The following is a 14957-nucleotide window of genomic DNA, read 5'->3' on the forward strand; positions in this document are numbered from 1 at the left end:
CGCGGTTTAACCGAAAGCCGCTGAACCGCCAGGCATGGCCCGATCAGCTTAGGAAGGAGCAGCAATAGTCGGTCAGCGCCCGCACGCGAATGCTGAATGTCGCCTGAGCCGGAACCTCGAACGACTCCCCGCCCTGCACCTGCACCCAATCCGCTGCATCGGGGAGCAGGACATCCAGATCCCCCTCGAGGATCTCCATGATCTCCCTGTCGTGGGTGGTGAACTCGTAGTCGCCCGGCTGCATGATGCCGAGTGTCTTCTTGCTGCCGTCGGGAAAGCGGATGGTGCGGCTGGTCACCCCGCCGTCGAAGTAGCAGTTGGCCTTCTTGAGGACGCTGACGTTGGTGAATTCGGACATTCGACTGAACCTTGTTCTCTGAGAGTCGGTGACGGAGCGAGCCGGCAACGCGAACCGCGGAGTAGCGTATCGCCCCGTCTCCTGCGGACTGCATCGGCAATCTCCCGAGGCAGGGTCTGCGTGGCCGGGGCGCTATAAGGGCTCGCGGCTGGCGGGCAGTCTAGCGCAAACCAGGCCGCGCGCGCCGCAGGTTGACCGAGGTCGTCGCTCCAGCGGTTCTCGATTCTAAACCGCGTCTCACGGGGATCAAGGAAATCTCCGAAGCCAAACGCAGCGTGAAAATGACGCATATCGCTCTGGACGCGGTTTAGAAGCGATCCGCGTATCATGCGCCGCAGTCTCATTTGCTGGAAGTCATTCAGGAGAAGCCATGACCCGGATCTCTCACGTCCGCGAGCTCGGACCCGTCCTCGCACTCGGTATGGCCGGCGCCCTGCTCCTTGCCGCGGTGCAAAATGTCCAAGCCACGCCTTGGGCCGCAGTCGCAGCGCCGAGCAGCGGACCGCCCGAGGTGATCGGCGGCGTGTCCAACGGCTGTATCGGCGGTGCCGACGCGCTGCCGGAGACCGGACCCGGTTACGTGAGCATCCGTCGTTACCGCAATCGCTACTATGGCCATCCCGAGCTGCTGCGCTTCGTCGAAGACATGGGGCGCGCTCAGCAAACGCGCGGCGAGCGTCTGATCATGATCGGCGATCTGAGTCAGCCGCGCGGCGGACGCATGCCCTCTTCCCATCGCAGCCATCAGAACGGACTGGATGTCGACATCTGGTTCACCCTGGCGGACTCGCCCGCCGCGGCCCGGCGCCTGATGGACGATCGCTCCGATCCGCAGAGTATGGTCCAAGCCGGCGGACGCTCGGTGAGCGCGGCTTGGGGGCCGGCCCAGAGCAGCCTGATCGAGACGGCCGCGCGCCATCCGAATGTCGATCGGATCTTCGTCAACGCGGCGATCAAACAGGCCCTGTGCCGCAACAGCGGCAGCGCCGATCGGGATTGGCTCCGCAAGATCCGCCCTTGGTGGGGTCACCATGCGCACTTTCACGTGCGGCTGCGCTGCCCGACCGGAAGCCCGGATTGCGAATCGCAAGCCGCGCTGACCGGCGACGACGGCTGCGGGGCGGACCTAGCGTGGTGGCTGAGCGACGAGGCCCTCAAACCCTCGAAAGGCGGCGGCAGTGCAGCGAAGCCCGAGACCCGCATGCCGCAAGCATGCAGTGCACTCCTGCGCGATTTCTGACCGCACGGCCCCGTCAATCTTTGAAGCAAGCCGTAGGTCGGGTTAGGCGCGCCGCAACCCGACGTGGCGGCTGCCCGCTGCGGCGCATGTCGGATTACGCTTCGCTCATCCGACCTACAACCGCTTTTCTCTACGCCCTCGCGGTTCTTGCGCTCTAGGAGACGGCCCGGCGCAAGGCCGCCTCGACCCGCGCAGGCTCGACCGGAAAGGCGATCGCCTCGAAGATCGGAAAACGTGCGGTCATGGCATCGAGCTTGTGTCGGTACTCGCTCTGGTAGAAGCAGATCACCTTGACCTCGGGATGGCGCTGCAGGCGCGCCATCAGGGTTTCGAGGTTGCTGGTGCGATCCCGAAAGTCGGATTGGAAGTTGTATTCGGCAACGATGACGTCCGGGACACGGCGCTTGAGCGACGCCTGCGCCTTGCGCTGCGAGGCGACCACCTCGACCTCGAATCCCAGGCTGCGGTACAGCATCGTGAGGTTGGGGTAACCGCCGAGCTCGACGATCGCCAGCAGGGTCGGTGGCGTATCGCGCATCAGGCGAAGACCACCCAGGTGGTGGCGATGTACTTCACGCCGGTCCGGAGCACCGCCGCCCGATGCTCGTGTGTCCAGAAAGGGGGAAAGAGCACAAGCTTGCCGCGCTCGGGCCGCACGGCGACGTCCTGATAGAGAAACTCGGTCTCCCCGCCCGGACCCGGCACGTCGTTCAAGTACCACAGCGCCACCAACTGGCGTTGACTCAGCTCATGGCTGCCCCCGTCGACATGCCAATGGTAATACTCGCCGGGCCGGTAGCGCTGGACCTGGTAGCCTTCGTCCTTGAAGGGGCCTTTGAAATAGGGATAAGTCTCGCGAAACTCCTTGATCGCGGCGGCGAGCGAGCCGAAAAACATCCGATCGACGTCCTTCCAATCCGGCTTGTTGCTCACGACCAGATCCGTGGTGCGCTTCACACCCGGATCCTCGGTGCGAAGCTGCCCGACCCGTCCGGCATAGTGGTATTCGGGCTGGGCCTCGAAGCGCTCGATCACCGCATCGCAGAAGGCGGGCGGAAGTGCCAATGGCCGCTCGAAGATGAAGCTCCCGGCTCTCACCTCGCGGAGCGTGGGCAACGGAGGCACGGTACGTTCGACGGCGAAGGTCATGGCGGCGGATGAGTCGGCTCGGGAATCGGTCGGCCTATTGTCCGGACCGGATGCGGCCGAGGTCAAACCGGAGCGCAGCCACGCCCTTGAGTCGGGGATCGGAGAGGCAATATGGTGTCGAGTCTGCCGAGGCCGATCCCATCCCAAAACATCACATACCGCGCTGGGCGCGGTTTAAACAGCGCCGCTTGACGATCGTGATCGAGAGTGTGGACATGCTTGAGACGGACATCCGGATGCCATCCGCGCCGACCCAAACCGAACCGTTGCAGTCACCCCCATGCAGCTGACCCGCCGGCATCGCCTCGCCGATTGGGTCATGCTGTTGTCGCTGACCCTGATGTGGGGCACCTCCTTCCTACTCACCAAGATCGCCGTGGGCGGCCTGCCATCCGAGCTGGTCGTGGCGGGGCGTCTGGTCGTGGCCGCGACGCTGCTCGTCCCCGCGGCTTGGATGCTCGCGACACGGCCGAGCGCCGGCGCGCGGCTCTGGATCTTCTATGTCCTGATCGCCGTGTTCGGCAACGTCCTGCCCTTCTCTCTGATCTCTTGGGGTCAAACCTTCATCGACAGCGGGTTGGCCGGCATCCTGATGGCGATCATGCCGCTGGCGACCCTCGGACTCGCCCATTTCCTGGTGCCCGGCGAGCATCTGACCCGCTATCGCGCGGCTGGTTTTCTGTTGGGATTTACCGGTGTCGTTGTGCTGGTCGGCCCGGACGCCTTCGCGGATCTCGCCAACGGGCAAGGGCACCTGCTGCCGATGCTCGCGGTGCTCGGCGGTGCGATCAGCTATGCCGTTTCCTCGATCCTGGCGCGGCTTCGCCCGGCGAGCGACGCGCTCTTCAGCGCAGCCTCCACCATCTCGATGGCCTCGCTGATGATGGTGCCGGTCCTCTTTCTGACCGGGGATGTCGGCGGGGATGTCGGGGCGCAGATCGTCCCGGAGACACCGCACCTGATCGCGGTCGCGCTGCTCGGCGTCTTTGCGACCGCAATCGCGACCATCGTCTATTTTACGCTGGTGAAATCGGCCGGTCCGTCGTTCGTGTCTCAGCTGAACTACTTGATCCCGCTGTGGGCGGTCGGCGTCGGGATGCTCTTTCTCGGCGAAGAGCCCGAACCGAACCATCTCTACGCACTCGGCCTCATTCTATGCGGCATCCTGATCACCCAGCTGGAACGCCGCGGCACCCCGTCCGCACGAAGCCCGGCTCCGCGTCGGTCGGGGTAGGTCGGGATACCGTGGCGAGTGGTGAGCGGGGCGCAGCTGGGCTCTGCATAGGACCTTCACGGCTCGCCGCTCACCGATGCGACTTCACGCCCGCGCCGACGCCTGCCGGGGGCCACTCGCCCTCGCCCCGCTCTCATTCCATCGCGCAAACGTCGGACTCACTCGAAAAGATCGCGGAACGCCTTCGAGAAGCGCTTGTAGGCATCCCAACCGTCCTTGTCCATGACCTGATCGATGACCCAGCGGTTCTCCTCGCTCGGTCCCATCAGGGATTGGATCTCGAAGCCGAGGTGGCGCAGAAAGGCATAGCTCGGACCCTCGTCGTCGAACTGGAAGTCCGCATATTCGCCCGAGCGCGCGTTGAGCCGGGCGATGAAGGGTCCGCCGTAGTCGCCCGGACCGAGCAGGTCCTGCGTGTTGTCCTGCACATGCTCGAAGACCTTCTTGGCAAAGGCGGTGATGAGTGTGCGGCGTTCCTCGTCCTCCAAGATGCCGTGCGACATGCGGTCCGAGATCTGGATCAGGAAGACCAGGTACTCCTCGATCACGTCCAGACGCTGACGATCGCTCTCGTAGACGAAGCGCTCGCAGTGCAGATTGATCGCCTTATCCACGGCGATCCGCCAGGCGATGAAGGCCAACGCGCTCGCGATCTCGGGCAGCGAGCGCTCCTGATCGTCGTTCCACCAATGACTTTTGATACGTAATGCCACGTCCGACTCCTGTTTCGCGACTTGTTTGGACCGGCGACGCCCCGAGATTGGCAGGGCGGCGCGAAGCTGATAGCTTGATGTCCTATCATTCTACTCAGAAAAAAGACCCTTCCGTCTCGAGGTGTTGAGATGCCGAATGCTTCAATCAGCGTGCTGGCCGAGGCCGTGCAGTACAACTGTCACGTCTCCGATGCGCGGCACGGCGCCGACGACTCGCTCTGCATCTATCTGATGAAGATGCGGGAGTACTTTCGCTGGGAAAAGCACCTTCCTTATGGTGCGTCCTTGGAGCGCGAGCAAGTCGGCGAATGGCTCCAGGCGCGCGAGCAGCTCTGGGAGGAGCTTGAAGAGGCGCAGATGCGGCCCATCGAGATCGACGGCGAGCGTTACGACCCCTTCGACGCGGAGGCGATCAACAACCGAATCGCCCCGCTCGGCCTGGTGTACAGCGGCGGGCTCGGCAACCGCGCCAAACCGCACTTTGTTCTCGGCGCGCTCGAGCAACGCCGCTCGAGCGACGGTTATTCGGTCTTCGTCGTCGCCGACGAGTATGCCCGCGACTTGAGCGCACCCCCGGCCATGACCCTGGGCCGCACCATCTTCGTGCGGCGCGAGTCCCTGCGGCGCTATCTGTGGGAGAAGCTCGAAGGCTGGCGCTGGCACCGCCCCGACAACGCACTCGGCCGCGCCTTCGCCTGTTACGACTTCGACGGTGCACTCGAATCATCGCTCGAGGCCATGACCGCGCGCGAGATCAAGGCGTTGCTGCTGCACGAGCAAGGCGAATACGAGGCCGGACAGCGTCTCGGAGAGGATTGGAACGCCATGCTGGCGGTACTCGTCCACACACCGGCAGAGCTCATGGCGCGTGCGGTCCGCGATCACCTTGCCGATTGTCTCGTGACCCTTCCGACACTGGCGGACGCGGGCGAGCCGGCCTCCCTGCACTTTTACATCGGCACCTTGACCGGCATGCGTCTGCACTTGTTTCCGGCGCTGAAAGACGCCTATGCGGCCTGGCTGGAGACCGACGCAACAGGCGCATTCGCGCAACTCGCGGATCAAGGCCGCGCCCATTGGGAGCAGGTCGCCGAGGAGATGCTCGCGCTCTACCGGCGACACGGCGGCGCGACGCCTCGCGCGCTGTCCGATGCAAGCCCCGCGGGCCTTCCCGATGCCATCAGGCTCCTGGTCGAATCCCGTCGACTCTAGCAGTGCAGACAGGAATCCATGCGACAGGGACCCGCCGTGATCGATGTCCATTGCCACATCCTCCCTGGGCTCGACGACGGGGCGCACACCTTCGAGACGGCGATCGACATGGCCCGGGTCGCCGTCGCGGCTGGAATCCTCGGAATCGTCTGCACTCCGCATCATCTAAACGGGGTTTACCGGAATCCCGCAGTTTTGGTCCGGCACGCCTTGGCGGACTTGCGGCAACGCCTGCTCGATGCGGAGATTCCGCTCGACCTCTTTGCGGGTGCGGAGATCCATCTTGTTCCCGAAGTGCCGAGCCGCGTGCTCGACGGCAGCGCCCTGACCTACAACGACCGCGGCAAGGCCGTGCTCGTCGAGCTTCCGAAGAAGACCGTTCCGCGGGGCACCGACGTCATCCTGGGGCAACTTCTGCGGCACGGTATCACGCCCGTCATCGCGCATCCCGAGCGCAATCTCGCACTCGCGCGTCGCCCGCAGCGCTTGGCAGAGTGGGTCGATTGGGGCTGCAAGGTCCAGCTCACCGCACAAAGTTGCAGCGGCGATTTCGGCGAGCGCCTGCAGCGACTGAGTCGGCGTTGGCTGGAGTCGGGCTGGGTGCATCTGATCGCCTCGGATGCGCATCGTCCGACGAGGCGCAGTCCGGACACCCTGTCAGTAGCCCGCGCCTGCGTCGCCGCATGGCTCGGGGAGGATGCGGCGACGCTGCTGACACTGGACAATCCTCGACGTCTTCTCGACGGAGAGGATCTCATCGCGCTGGCGTCCGGCATGAGACCCGAGACCCCGCCGGCCGAAAGCGACTGGCTGCGCTTCGTGCCGTGGCGTCGCCGAACACCGTGATCGGGGGTTGCACACCGCGCGAGCAGACACCGTCGCGGCGGCTGCCGAGTCTCAAGGTCAGCGCGGCGCGTCCGCATACCGCGCGGCCGATCACGCGGCCGCGCGAGTCGATTCGGCCGGACGTCGAGGCTCGGGGCAGTTGTGGAATCCGCAGCCAGCGTATAAGGTTGCTCGCCGGCATCGGGCGGAGACCGTTAAAGAAGCGGACTCGACAAGATCCGCGGCGCGGTCGAGCGCTCGGCGCATTCAGACTCATTCAGGGAACCCCTTCACTCTCCATGCTCGCGGTGACACAGCTCCAGTGCAAGCGAGGCGACCGCCTGCTCTTCTCGGGTCTCGACTTCGCCGTGGCCGGGGGAACACTCCTGCATGTGCGCGGCGCGAACGGCAGCGGCAAGACGACGCTCCTGCGCTCGCTGTGCGGGCTGTTCACGCCGGACTCGGGTGAGATCCGATGGAAAGGCGAGCCGACGCGTCGTCTCGGCGAGGATTATCGGCGCGATCTCCTTTATTTCGGACATCTGAACGGTATCAAGGGCGACCTGACGGGTATCGAGAATCTCCGTATCGCCGCGACCTTGGACGGGGATCGCGTCGAGGATTCCGCCATCTGGGCGGCGCTGGCGCGGATCGGTCTTGTCGGATTCGAGGATCTGCCCACGCGCATGCTGTCGCAGGGTCAGAAAAAGCGCGTGGCCTTGGCGCGGCTGATCCTGAGCAAGGCGCCGCTCTGGATCCTCGACGAGCCCTTCACCGCCTTGGACGTCGGCGCCGTGGACTTGCTCGAGACCCTCATCGCCGAGCATGTGGCGCACGCGGGGATCGTCGTCCTGACGACTCACCAGGAGGTCGGCCTGACCTCCGGTCAGGTCGAACGCCTTCACCTCGGGGGTTGACCGGCCGTGCTGCGAGTCTTCTGGTGCGTTCTGCTGCGCGATCTGACGCTGGCCCTGCGGCGACGCACGGACGTCTTGACCACGCTCTTCTTCTTCATCATCGTGGTGAGCCTATTCCCGTTGGGCGTGGGCACCGAACGACAGATCCTGCAGATCCTCGGCCCCGGCGTGGTCTGGGTAGCGGCACTGCTGGCCTCGATGTTGGCGCTCGAGCGCCTGTTCGCGGCGGACTACGAGGACGGCACGCTCGAACAGATGGTCTTGACGGCGCAACCCTTGTCGTTGCTGGTGCTGGCCAAGATTACGGCACACTGGCTCCTGACCGGTCTGCCGCTGGTCCTCATCGCCCCGCTGGTCGGCATGCAGTACCATCTCTCCGACGACGCGATCCTGATCATGATGCTCGCCCTCTTGCTCGGAACGCCGGTGCTCAGTCTGATCGGAGCGATCGGCGCGGCCTTGACCCTGGGGCTGCGCGGCGGCGGTATCCTCTTGTCCTTGTTGATCCTGCCGCTCTATATCCCGGTGCTGGTCTACGGGGCCGGCGCGGTCACGGCGAGCGGTATCGATATGGCGGACACGCGGCCCTATCTCGCCCTTCTCGGGGCGTTCTTGGTTGCCGCGCTCACGTTTGCGCCGCTGGCATCGTCGGCTGCGCTTAAGATTTCAATCGAATAATCCGAGGGAAGACCCCTTCACCAATGGCTTCGAACTGGTTTAGATTTGCCGCCCCGGCCTCCTTCTACCCGCTTGCAGGACGCATGATCCCGGTGTTTTGGATCTTGACCGGGGTGTGTCTCTTGGCCGGCCTCTACTGGGGATTTTTCCAGACCCCGGATCAACTCGGCGGGAGCAATGCGCAGAAGGAGTATTACCGCATCATCTTTATCCACGTCCCGGCCGCTTGGATGTCGATGTGGCTCTACGTCGTGATGGTGGTCTGGGCGGCGATCGGGCTGGTCTTCAACACCCGGCTCTCGTTCATGATGGCCAACGCGATCGCACCGACGGGGGCCATCTTCACCTTCCTGGCGCTCTGGACCGGGGCCTTTTGGGGTCGTCCCAGCTGGGGCACCTACTGGGACTGGGATCCTCGCCTCACGACGGAGCTGATCCTCTTCTTCATGTATATCGGCTACATCGCGCTGCACTCGGCGATCGACGACACGCGCCGTGCCGACCGGGCTGCAGCACTCCTGGCGATCGTCGGTCTGGTGATGGTCCCGCTCATCTTCTGGTCGGTGAACTGTCCGGATCCGAACCAATGTGCCGCGCTCCATCAGCGGTCCAACCTGACGCAGATCGAGGGCAACATCCTCTTTTCGATGTTGGCGGTGACCTTCGGATTCTGGATGTATTCCTTCGCGACCACGCTGATGCGGCTGCGCAGCATTATCTTGACCCGCGAGTCCGACAACAGCTGGGTTCAGGAGCTTCTCGTGAAGGACGGTCGAGCATGAGCGAATTTTTCTCTCAAGGCGGTTATGCCTTCTTCGTCTGGGGCGCCTACGGGATGGTTGCGGTGCTGCTCGTGGCGGAAATCCTTCAATTGCGCGCTCAACGGCGAACCATTTTGGCCCGTCTTGGTCGATTGATCCGGATGCGCGACTCTGGAGTGAATCAATGAAAGCAAGACAGAAACGTTTGGTGTTCGTCGGCCTCGCCATCGTCGGTGTCGGCGCGGCCTCGGCCTTGGCCTTGAGTGCACTCAACAGCAACATCTCCTACTTCTTCAGCCCGTCTCAGGTCATGGCGAGCGAGGCCCCGGCCGAGCACGTCTTCCGGCTCGGCGGCTTGGTGACACCGGGAACCGTGGCACGCCAGGAAGACGGCTTGACGGTCAAATTCGACGTGACCGACAACGCCGAGACGGTCACGGTCGCCTACACCGGGATCCTCCCCGACCTCTTCAGCGAAGGCCAAGGGGTGGTGACCAAGGGCCGACTCGGCGCCGACGGCGTCTTTTACGCAGAGGAGGTCCTCGCCAAGCATGACGAGGAATACATGCCGCCCGAGGTCGCGGACACACTCCAAACCGCCCATGTCGAAGGCGTCATAGAGTCGATGGGCACCCGCGGAGCGTCAAACTGATGGTCCCCGAGCTCGGTCACTTCGCGCTTGTTCTCGCCCTCGTGATCACCGTCGCGCAGGCATCGCTCCCGCTTCTCGGCAGCTTCGTCGGCAACCGCCGTTGGATGGAGATGGCTCGGCCGCTCGCCCGCGGCCAGCTGACCTTCATCGCCATCGCGTTCGTCGCGCTCCTGCATGCGTTTCTGACGGACGACTTCTCGGTCGAGTACGTTGCGTCTCACTCCAACTCACTGATGCCGGCCATCTACAAGGTCTCGGCGGTCTGGGGCGGACATGAGGGGTCACTGCTCTTGTGGGCCCTGATGTTGGCCGGATGGGGTGCCGCGGTTGCGGCCTTCAGCAAAAACCTGCCGCTGGCAATGGTCGCTCGCGTGGTCTCGGTTCTCGGCATGGTGGCAATCGGCTTTCTGCTGTTCATGCTCCTGACATCCAACCCCTTCGACCGGCTCTTCCCCGCGCCGCTAGAAGGTCGTGATCTGAATCCCCTGCTCCAGGATCCCGGTCTCGCGATCCATCCGCCGATGCTCTACATGGGGTATGTAGGCTTCTCCGTTGCCTTCGCCTTCGCGATTGCCGCCCTCATCGGCGGCAAGCTGGACTCGGCTTGGGCGCGCTGGTCGCGGCCATGGACGACCGCGGCTTGGGTCTTCCTCACCATCGGTATCGCCTTGGGCTCCTGGTGGGCCTACTACGAGTTGGGTTGGGGCGGCTGGTGGTTCTGGGATCCGGTCGAGAACGCCTCCTTCATGCCCTGGCTGGTGGGTACGGCATTGATCCATTCGCTCGCCGTGACCGAGAAACGCGCGGCTTTCAAGAGCTGGACGGTGCTGCTCGCCATCTCGGCCTTTTCGCTGTCGCTGCTCGGAACCTTCCTGGTGCGCTCGGGTGTCTTGACGTCGGTGCATGCCTTCGCGACCGACCCAGCGCGCGGCACCTTCATCCTCATCTTCCTCTGCGTCGTCATCGGCGGCTCACTCGCGCTCTACGCCTGGCGTGCACCGACCATCGCGGGTGGCGGTCGATTCGACGTCCTCTCGCGCGAGAGCTTCCTGCTCGTGAATAATCTGCTCTTCGCGACACTCACGGTGCTGGTCTTATTCGGCACCCTCGCCCCGCTGATCTACGAGGCCGCGGGCTGGGGCAAGATCTCGGTCGGTTTCCCCTGGTTCAACAAGATGTTCGTGTCGCTCTCCCCGTTCCTGATCGTCGCAATGGGGATCGGACCCTTGACCCGCTGGAAGCACGACGAGCCGATGCGTCTGGTGCGCTCGCTTTGGATCGCGCTTGCGCTCGGCATCGCCGTCTTCATCGTGGCCTTGCAGCCGGTCTTCGAGGACGGCGGACTCGCGATGGCCTTCGGCCTGAGCATGAGCGCCTGGCTCGTCGCCACACACCTCGTCGCATTGGCCGAGCGATTGAAGAACAAAGGCGGATTCCGAGCCCTGGCCGCCGACATCAACGCTCGCAACCTCAGCTACTACGGCATGTGGACCGCGCATGTCGGGATCGCGGTGTTCATCGTCGGCGTCACCATGGTGTCGATCCACGGCTCCGAGACCGACGTGCGGATGTCGCCGGGCGACGTCCACGAGGACTCGGGCTACCGCTTCCAATTCAACGGTGCACAGGCGATCACCGGTCCCAACTATCTGGCGCAGCAGGGCGAGTTCATCGTCTACAAGGGCGAGCGACAGATCGCCGTACTCTATCCGGAGAAACGCTCCTATTTCTCCGGCGGAATGCCGATGACCGAGGCAGCCATCAACGCAGGCTTCCTGCGTGACCTCTATGTCTCGCTCGGCGAACCGGTCGGAACCGACGGCGATTGGGCCCTGCGGGTCTACTACAAACCCTTCGTGCGCTGGATCTGGCTCGGTGCGATCTTCATGGCGCTCGGCGGCCTCTTGGCGATGGCCGATCGGCGTTATCGCACGATGCGGCGAACAGCGGATGTCCCGGCCGGGGCGTTGGGGGCACGCCCATGACGGCGACCTCCGCAACAACAAAGGCGAAGAGGCGCGCGCTGATCCCGTTGGCGGTCTTCATCGCCTTGGCGGCCCTGTTGTTCTACGGACTGCAACTGGATCCGCGCAAGGTCCCCTCGCCGCTCGTGAACAAAGCTGCGCCCGTATTCGAGCTCGAGTCGCTGGACGACCCGAGCCGAACGGTCACCAACGAGATCCTCATGGGTAAGGTCTCGTTGGTCAATGTCTGGGCATCGTGGTGCCCGTCATGCCGTCAGGAGCATGGCGAGCTGATGCAGATCGCGCGCGAGAACGATGTCCAGGTCGTCGGCTTCAACTGGAAAGATACGCGACCCGAAGCGCTCGAGATGCTCAAGCGTTACGGCAACCCCTACGTCGTGAGCGCCTACGATCCGGACAACCGCTACGGCCTGCACTGGGGCGTCTACGGGGCACCCGAGACCTTCGTGGTCGACGGCGAGGGCATCATCCGTTACAAGCACATCGGGCCGGTCGACCGCAACGTCTGGGAAACCACGATCCGCCCCATCGTCGAGCAGTACAGACCTCAGTCATCATGATCCATCGCATCCGCAAGCTCTCTTTAGGCCTCGCGCTGCTCGCCGGCACACTGGCATTCGGCAACCTACCCGCCTACACGCTCGAGGAGTTCAAGTTCGAGCAACCCGGCCAGCACGAGGCATTTCGCGACCTGATCGCCAAGCTCCGCTGCCTGGTCTGCCAAAACGAGTCGCTCGCCGGCTCGCAGGCCGGCGTCGCTCAGGATCTACGCGAAGAGGTCTATCGCATGATGCTCGAGGGCCAAAGCGACGAGGAGATCGTAACCTTCCTCGTCGATCGCTACGGCGACTTCGTGCTCTACGAGCCTCCGATCAAGCCATCGACCTACATCCTCTGGTTCGGCCCCTTCATCTTCCTCGGCTTGGGCGGCTACCTGCTGTTCCGCACGCTCGGGCGCAAGAAGGACGAGCCCGAGGAGGATCTCACCGAGGCCGAACGCGCCCGTCTTCAACGACTGCTCGCCGCCGACGGCGACAACCAAGAAAACATCAAATGATCATCTTCTGGATTCTGACCGCCGGGCTCATGGGCCTGGCGATGTTTTTTGTCGCCCTGCCGCTACTGCAACCCGAGCAAGCAACCGAAGCACCGGAGCAGGACAAGTTGAACCTCACGGTCTTCAAGCAGCGACTCCAAGAACTGGATGCCGACCTGGCCTCCGGCTTTCTGGAACAAGATCAGTACGCCGCGGCGCGACGCGATCTGGAGCGGGATCTTCTGCGCGATATCCCGGGCGAGCTCGCGGCATCGGGGCGTCGCGGCACCTCCGGCGGGCGATGGATGGCACTCGTGCTGGCCGTGGCGGTTCCGACATCGGCGGTGCTGATCTACAACGAGGTCGGCCACCGCGAGATCATCGAGCGCATCGAGGGCGTTGCCCTGAGCGGCGAGACATCGCAGACCCTGATCGGACCCGACGGCGAGGAGCTCCCGCCGCTCGAGGTTCTGGTCCAGCGTCTCGAAGAGAGGCTCGCGGAGGATCCGAACAACGTCGACGGATGGCTGATGATCGGTCGGACCTACTTCACCATGCGTCGACCCGGTCAGGCGCTCGATGCTGTCTCGAAGGCCTACGCCTTGGCCCCCGATCGCCCGGACGTAATGCTCGCCTACGCCGAGGCCATGGCTGCCAACAGCAACAACAGCCTTGAAGGCGAGCCCGCCGCACTGATCGAGCAGGTTCTGAAGGCCGAGCCGGACAACGTGAGTGCCCGCTGGCTTGCCGGAATGCTCTACTACCAGCGCGGGCAGTACACCGCCGCGGCAACGGCTTGGCAGCGCATCCTCGACGAGATGGACCCCGCGTCGGAGGACGCCGCGGACATGCGCGAGATGATCACGGAGGCGCAGACGCGTGCCGGCGCTCCCGCAAACGCAGCGACCGCGACCCAGCCCGCCGCGGCAGCTCCGGGCGAAGCTGACGCATCACCCGGAACCCTGACCGAATCGCCCGCCGCGCCCGAGCCCGCCACCGGCGCATCGGTTAGCGCAGACGTCAGCCTGGATCAAGCCATCTCTGCCGGTGCCGCTCCGGAGGATACCGTGTTCGTCTTCGCGCGCGCCGTCGCCGGCCCGCCGATGCCGCTCGCCGTTCAGCGCATTCAGGTCAAGGACCTGCCGACCCGTGTCATCCTCGACGACAGCATGGCGATGATGCCCGAGATGCGCCTCTCCGCCTTCCCGCAGGTGATGATCGGCGCGCGCGTGGCCAAGAGCGGCCAAGCGACACCGCAACCCGGCGATCTCGAAGGCGAAAGCGGACCGATCGACAGCGCCGGAAACACGCAAGTCGCCGTCACCATCAACCGCATCAGGCCCTAGACCTAAACCGCGTCCGGCGCGACAAGCGCCGGTTACGCATTGCCTCGACGTCGTATCGACCCGAAAACCTCGCAGCAGACGCGGTTTAACGTTTCTCGTAGAGGCCGACCAGCTCGGTGCGACCGAGGATGTGATCTTCCATAGCAAGCAGGAGCTCATCCTTGGTCGGGGTTCCCAGCTCGCTCGGCAGGCGGACATCGAGCGCATAGAGCCGGTGGAAATAGCGGTGACAGCCGATCGGCGGGCAAGGCCCGCCGTAGCCGACACGTCCCCAACTATTGATCCCCTCGCCGGTGCCCACGGGAAGTCGATCGGAGGTCATGCCTTCGGCGAGTGATGCCTCGGGCGGCAGGTTATAGAGGATCCAATGATCCCACACCATCCGCGGAGCTGCGGGATCCGGGGCATCCGGATCATCGACGATCAAGACCAAGCTCGCAGTACCTTCGGGCAGATTTGCCCACGATAGAGGCGGCGAGACATCATCGCCCTCGCAGGTGTAGCGGACTGGGATGGGTGCTCCTTCGACAAAAGCGTCCGATTCGAGAACCAGTGACATCTTTACGTCTCCATAGATGTGCTAACCTATGGGGCATCAACGCCCCGTCGTCTCCGTTTCGACAGCGGCTCGGGTCACGGAGTTTTATCCGAGAGAAATCGCTCGGTCACGCCGATCAAGCCCGGACTCTCGGGCCTTTTAAGGATAACGCGAATACAGACACTCGAGCCCGCGGATCGATGCATCCGGCCACACGGACACGATCACCTCGAGATCGCTTTTCCTCTCAATAGCTGTGCGTCCTTCGGCGGCCGATTGGCCGCCTTTTTTTGGCCTGTGAAACCGGCCCGCA

General features: G+C 64.1%; 18 protein-coding genes. 13 read left to right on the forward strand and 5 right to left on the reverse strand.

Annotated features, from left to right (window positions below; genetic code table 11):
• Positions 1-43 precede the first annotated feature (43 nt).
• Positions 44-358 (reverse strand): pyrimidine/purine nucleoside phosphorylase, encoded by a 315-nt coding sequence (gene ppnP / locus THIMADRAFT_RS16765; RefSeq protein ID WP_007194267.1) that lies wholly within the window; start codon positions 356-358, stop codon positions 44-46.
• Positions 359-728: 370 nt separating this feature from the next.
• Between ppnP and mepA the strand changes: the two genes are divergently transcribed.
• Positions 729-1598 carry a penicillin-insensitive murein endopeptidase gene (gene mepA, locus THIMADRAFT_RS16770; protein ID WP_007194268.1) on the forward strand — a complete coding sequence of 290 codons (870 nt, stop codon included), beginning with the start codon at positions 729-731 and terminating at the stop codon, positions 1596-1598.
• Positions 1599-1752: 154 nt separating this feature from the next.
• Here mepA and THIMADRAFT_RS16775 read toward each other — a convergent pair whose 3' ends face one another.
• Entirely contained in the window at positions 1753-2136 is a 384-nt protein-coding gene (locus THIMADRAFT_RS16775; protein ID WP_007194269.1) for a DNA-binding transcriptional response regulator, read from the reverse strand.
• Entirely contained in the window at positions 2136-2747 is a 612-nt protein-coding gene (locus tag THIMADRAFT_RS16780) for a 2OG-Fe(II) oxygenase family protein (protein ID WP_007194270.1), read from the reverse strand. The genes THIMADRAFT_RS16775 and THIMADRAFT_RS16780 overlap by 1 nt, the downstream gene beginning before the upstream one ends.
• A gap of 280 nt (positions 2748-3027) precedes the next feature.
• Between THIMADRAFT_RS16780 and THIMADRAFT_RS16785 the strand changes: the two genes are divergently transcribed.
• On the forward strand, positions 3028-3981 hold the full coding sequence (locus THIMADRAFT_RS16785) for a DMT family transporter (RefSeq protein ID WP_007194271.1): 954 nt from the start codon (positions 3028-3030) through the stop codon (positions 3979-3981).
• A gap of 158 nt (positions 3982-4139) precedes the next feature.
• Here THIMADRAFT_RS16785 and THIMADRAFT_RS16790 read toward each other — a convergent pair whose 3' ends face one another.
• On the reverse strand, positions 4140-4694 hold the full coding sequence (locus THIMADRAFT_RS16790) for a hypothetical protein (RefSeq protein ID WP_007194272.1): 555 nt from the start codon (positions 4692-4694) through the stop codon (positions 4140-4142).
• A 129-nt stretch (positions 4695-4823) separates the two neighbouring features.
• On the opposite strand from THIMADRAFT_RS16790, the gene THIMADRAFT_RS16795 reads away from it, so the two are divergent.
• The 11 genes from THIMADRAFT_RS16795 (at position 4824) to ccmI (ending at position 14106) form a co-directional block, all read left to right on the forward strand.
• Positions 4824-5906 (forward strand): Sfum_1244 family protein, encoded by a 1083-nt coding sequence (locus THIMADRAFT_RS16795; protein WP_007194273.1) that lies wholly within the window; start codon positions 4824-4826, stop codon positions 5904-5906.
• Positions 5907-5924: 18 nt separating this feature from the next.
• Positions 5925-6752 (forward strand): tyrosine-protein phosphatase, encoded by an 828-nt coding sequence (locus tag THIMADRAFT_RS16800; RefSeq protein ID WP_007194274.1) that lies wholly within the window; start codon positions 5925-5927, stop codon positions 6750-6752.
• Positions 6753-7030: 278 nt separating this feature from the next.
• Positions 7031-7648 carry a cytochrome c biogenesis heme-transporting ATPase CcmA gene (ccmA, locus tag THIMADRAFT_RS16805; protein ID WP_007194275.1) on the forward strand — a complete coding sequence of 206 codons (618 nt, stop codon included), beginning with the start codon at positions 7031-7033 and terminating at the stop codon, positions 7646-7648.
• A gap of 6 nt (positions 7649-7654) precedes the next feature.
• On the forward strand, positions 7655-8326 hold the full coding sequence (gene ccmB / locus THIMADRAFT_RS16810) for a heme exporter protein CcmB (protein WP_007194276.1): 672 nt from the start codon (positions 7655-7657) through the stop codon (positions 8324-8326).
• 23 nt (positions 8327-8349) lie between these two features.
• A complete protein-coding gene (gene ccsA, locus THIMADRAFT_RS16815) occupies positions 8350-9108 on the forward strand; it encodes a cytochrome c biogenesis protein CcsA (RefSeq protein ID WP_007194277.1) in 759 nt (252 codons plus the stop codon).
• On the forward strand, positions 9105-9275 hold the full coding sequence (gene ccmD / locus THIMADRAFT_RS16820) for a heme exporter protein CcmD (RefSeq protein WP_007194278.1): 171 nt from the start codon (positions 9105-9107) through the stop codon (positions 9273-9275). Before ccsA ends, ccmD begins: the two co-directional genes overlap by 4 nt.
• Positions 9272-9739 (forward strand): cytochrome c maturation protein CcmE, encoded by a 468-nt coding sequence (gene ccmE, locus THIMADRAFT_RS16825; RefSeq protein WP_007194279.1) that lies wholly within the window; start codon positions 9272-9274, stop codon positions 9737-9739. Before ccmD ends, ccmE begins: the two co-directional genes overlap by 4 nt.
• Entirely contained in the window at positions 9739-11724 is a 1986-nt protein-coding gene (locus THIMADRAFT_RS16830; protein WP_007194280.1) for a heme lyase CcmF/NrfE family subunit, read from the forward strand. The genes ccmE and THIMADRAFT_RS16830 overlap by 1 nt, the downstream gene beginning before the upstream one ends.
• A complete protein-coding gene (locus tag THIMADRAFT_RS16835; RefSeq protein ID WP_007194281.1) occupies positions 11721-12284 on the forward strand; it encodes a DsbE family thiol:disulfide interchange protein in 564 nt (187 codons plus the stop codon). Before THIMADRAFT_RS16830 ends, THIMADRAFT_RS16835 begins: the two co-directional genes overlap by 4 nt.
• A complete protein-coding gene (locus tag THIMADRAFT_RS16840; RefSeq protein ID WP_007194282.1) occupies positions 12281-12781 on the forward strand; it encodes a cytochrome c-type biogenesis protein in 501 nt (166 codons plus the stop codon). Before THIMADRAFT_RS16835 ends, THIMADRAFT_RS16840 begins: the two co-directional genes overlap by 4 nt.
• Positions 12778-14106, forward strand: coding sequence for a c-type cytochrome biogenesis protein CcmI (gene ccmI, locus THIMADRAFT_RS16845; RefSeq protein WP_007194283.1), 1329 nt, complete (start codon positions 12778-12780; stop codon positions 14104-14106). Before THIMADRAFT_RS16840 ends, ccmI begins: the two co-directional genes overlap by 4 nt.
• 85 nt (positions 14107-14191) lie before the next feature.
• On the opposite strand, the gene THIMADRAFT_RS16850 is transcribed toward ccmI, so the two are convergent.
• Positions 14192-14665 (reverse strand): YbhB/YbcL family Raf kinase inhibitor-like protein, encoded by a 474-nt coding sequence (locus tag THIMADRAFT_RS16850; protein ID WP_007194284.1) that lies wholly within the window; start codon positions 14663-14665, stop codon positions 14192-14194.
• Positions 14666-14957: the final 292 nt, after the last annotated feature.

Origin of the sequence: Thiocapsa marina 5811 (assembly GCF_000223985.1) — a bacterium.
GTDB lineage: Bacteria > Pseudomonadota > Gammaproteobacteria > Chromatiales > Chromatiaceae > Thiocapsa > Thiocapsa marina.

What these genes read in the sequence shown, in the direction of transcription:
- THIMADRAFT_RS16850 (WP_007194284.1), bottom strand. Translation starts at nt 14,665, where the DNA reads ATGTCACTGGTTCTCGAATCGGACGCTTTTGTCGAAGGAGCACCCATC.
- ccmD (WP_007194278.1), top strand. Translation starts at nt 9,105, where the DNA reads ATGAGCGAATTTTTCTCTCAAGGCGGTTATGCCTTCTTCGTCTGGGGC.
- ccmE (WP_007194279.1), top strand. Translation starts at nt 9,272, where the DNA reads ATGAAAGCAAGACAGAAACGTTTGGTGTTCGTCGGCCTCGCCATCGTC.
- THIMADRAFT_RS16785 (WP_007194271.1), top strand. Translation starts at nt 3,028, where the DNA reads ATGCAGCTGACCCGCCGGCATCGCCTCGCCGATTGGGTCATGCTGTTG.
- ccmA (WP_007194275.1), top strand. Translation starts at nt 7,031, where the DNA reads ATGCTCGCGGTGACACAGCTCCAGTGCAAGCGAGGCGACCGCCTGCTC.
- ppnP (WP_007194267.1), bottom strand. Translation starts at nt 358, where the DNA reads ATGTCCGAATTCACCAACGTCAGCGTCCTCAAGAAGGCCAACTGCTAC.
- THIMADRAFT_RS16780 (WP_007194270.1), bottom strand. Translation starts at nt 2,747, where the DNA reads ATGACCTTCGCCGTCGAACGTACCGTGCCTCCGTTGCCCACGCTCCGC.
- THIMADRAFT_RS16775 (WP_007194269.1), bottom strand. Translation starts at nt 2,136, where the DNA reads ATGCGCGATACGCCACCGACCCTGCTGGCGATCGTCGAGCTCGGCGGT.
- THIMADRAFT_RS16835 (WP_007194281.1), top strand. Translation starts at nt 11,721, where the DNA reads ATGACGGCGACCTCCGCAACAACAAAGGCGAAGAGGCGCGCGCTGATC.
- mepA (WP_007194268.1), top strand. Translation starts at nt 729, where the DNA reads ATGACCCGGATCTCTCACGTCCGCGAGCTCGGACCCGTCCTCGCACTC.
- THIMADRAFT_RS16800 (WP_007194274.1), top strand. Translation starts at nt 5,925, where the DNA reads ATGCGACAGGGACCCGCCGTGATCGATGTCCATTGCCACATCCTCCCT.
- ccmI (WP_007194283.1), top strand. Translation starts at nt 12,778, where the DNA reads ATGATCATCTTCTGGATTCTGACCGCCGGGCTCATGGGCCTGGCGATG.
- THIMADRAFT_RS16830 (WP_007194280.1), top strand. Translation starts at nt 9,739, where the DNA reads ATGGTCCCCGAGCTCGGTCACTTCGCGCTTGTTCTCGCCCTCGTGATC.
- THIMADRAFT_RS16795 (WP_007194273.1), top strand. Translation starts at nt 4,824, where the DNA reads ATGCCGAATGCTTCAATCAGCGTGCTGGCCGAGGCCGTGCAGTACAAC.
- THIMADRAFT_RS16840 (WP_007194282.1), top strand. Translation starts at nt 12,281, where the DNA reads ATGATCCATCGCATCCGCAAGCTCTCTTTAGGCCTCGCGCTGCTCGCC.
- ccsA (WP_007194277.1), top strand. Translation starts at nt 8,350, where the DNA reads ATGGCTTCGAACTGGTTTAGATTTGCCGCCCCGGCCTCCTTCTACCCG.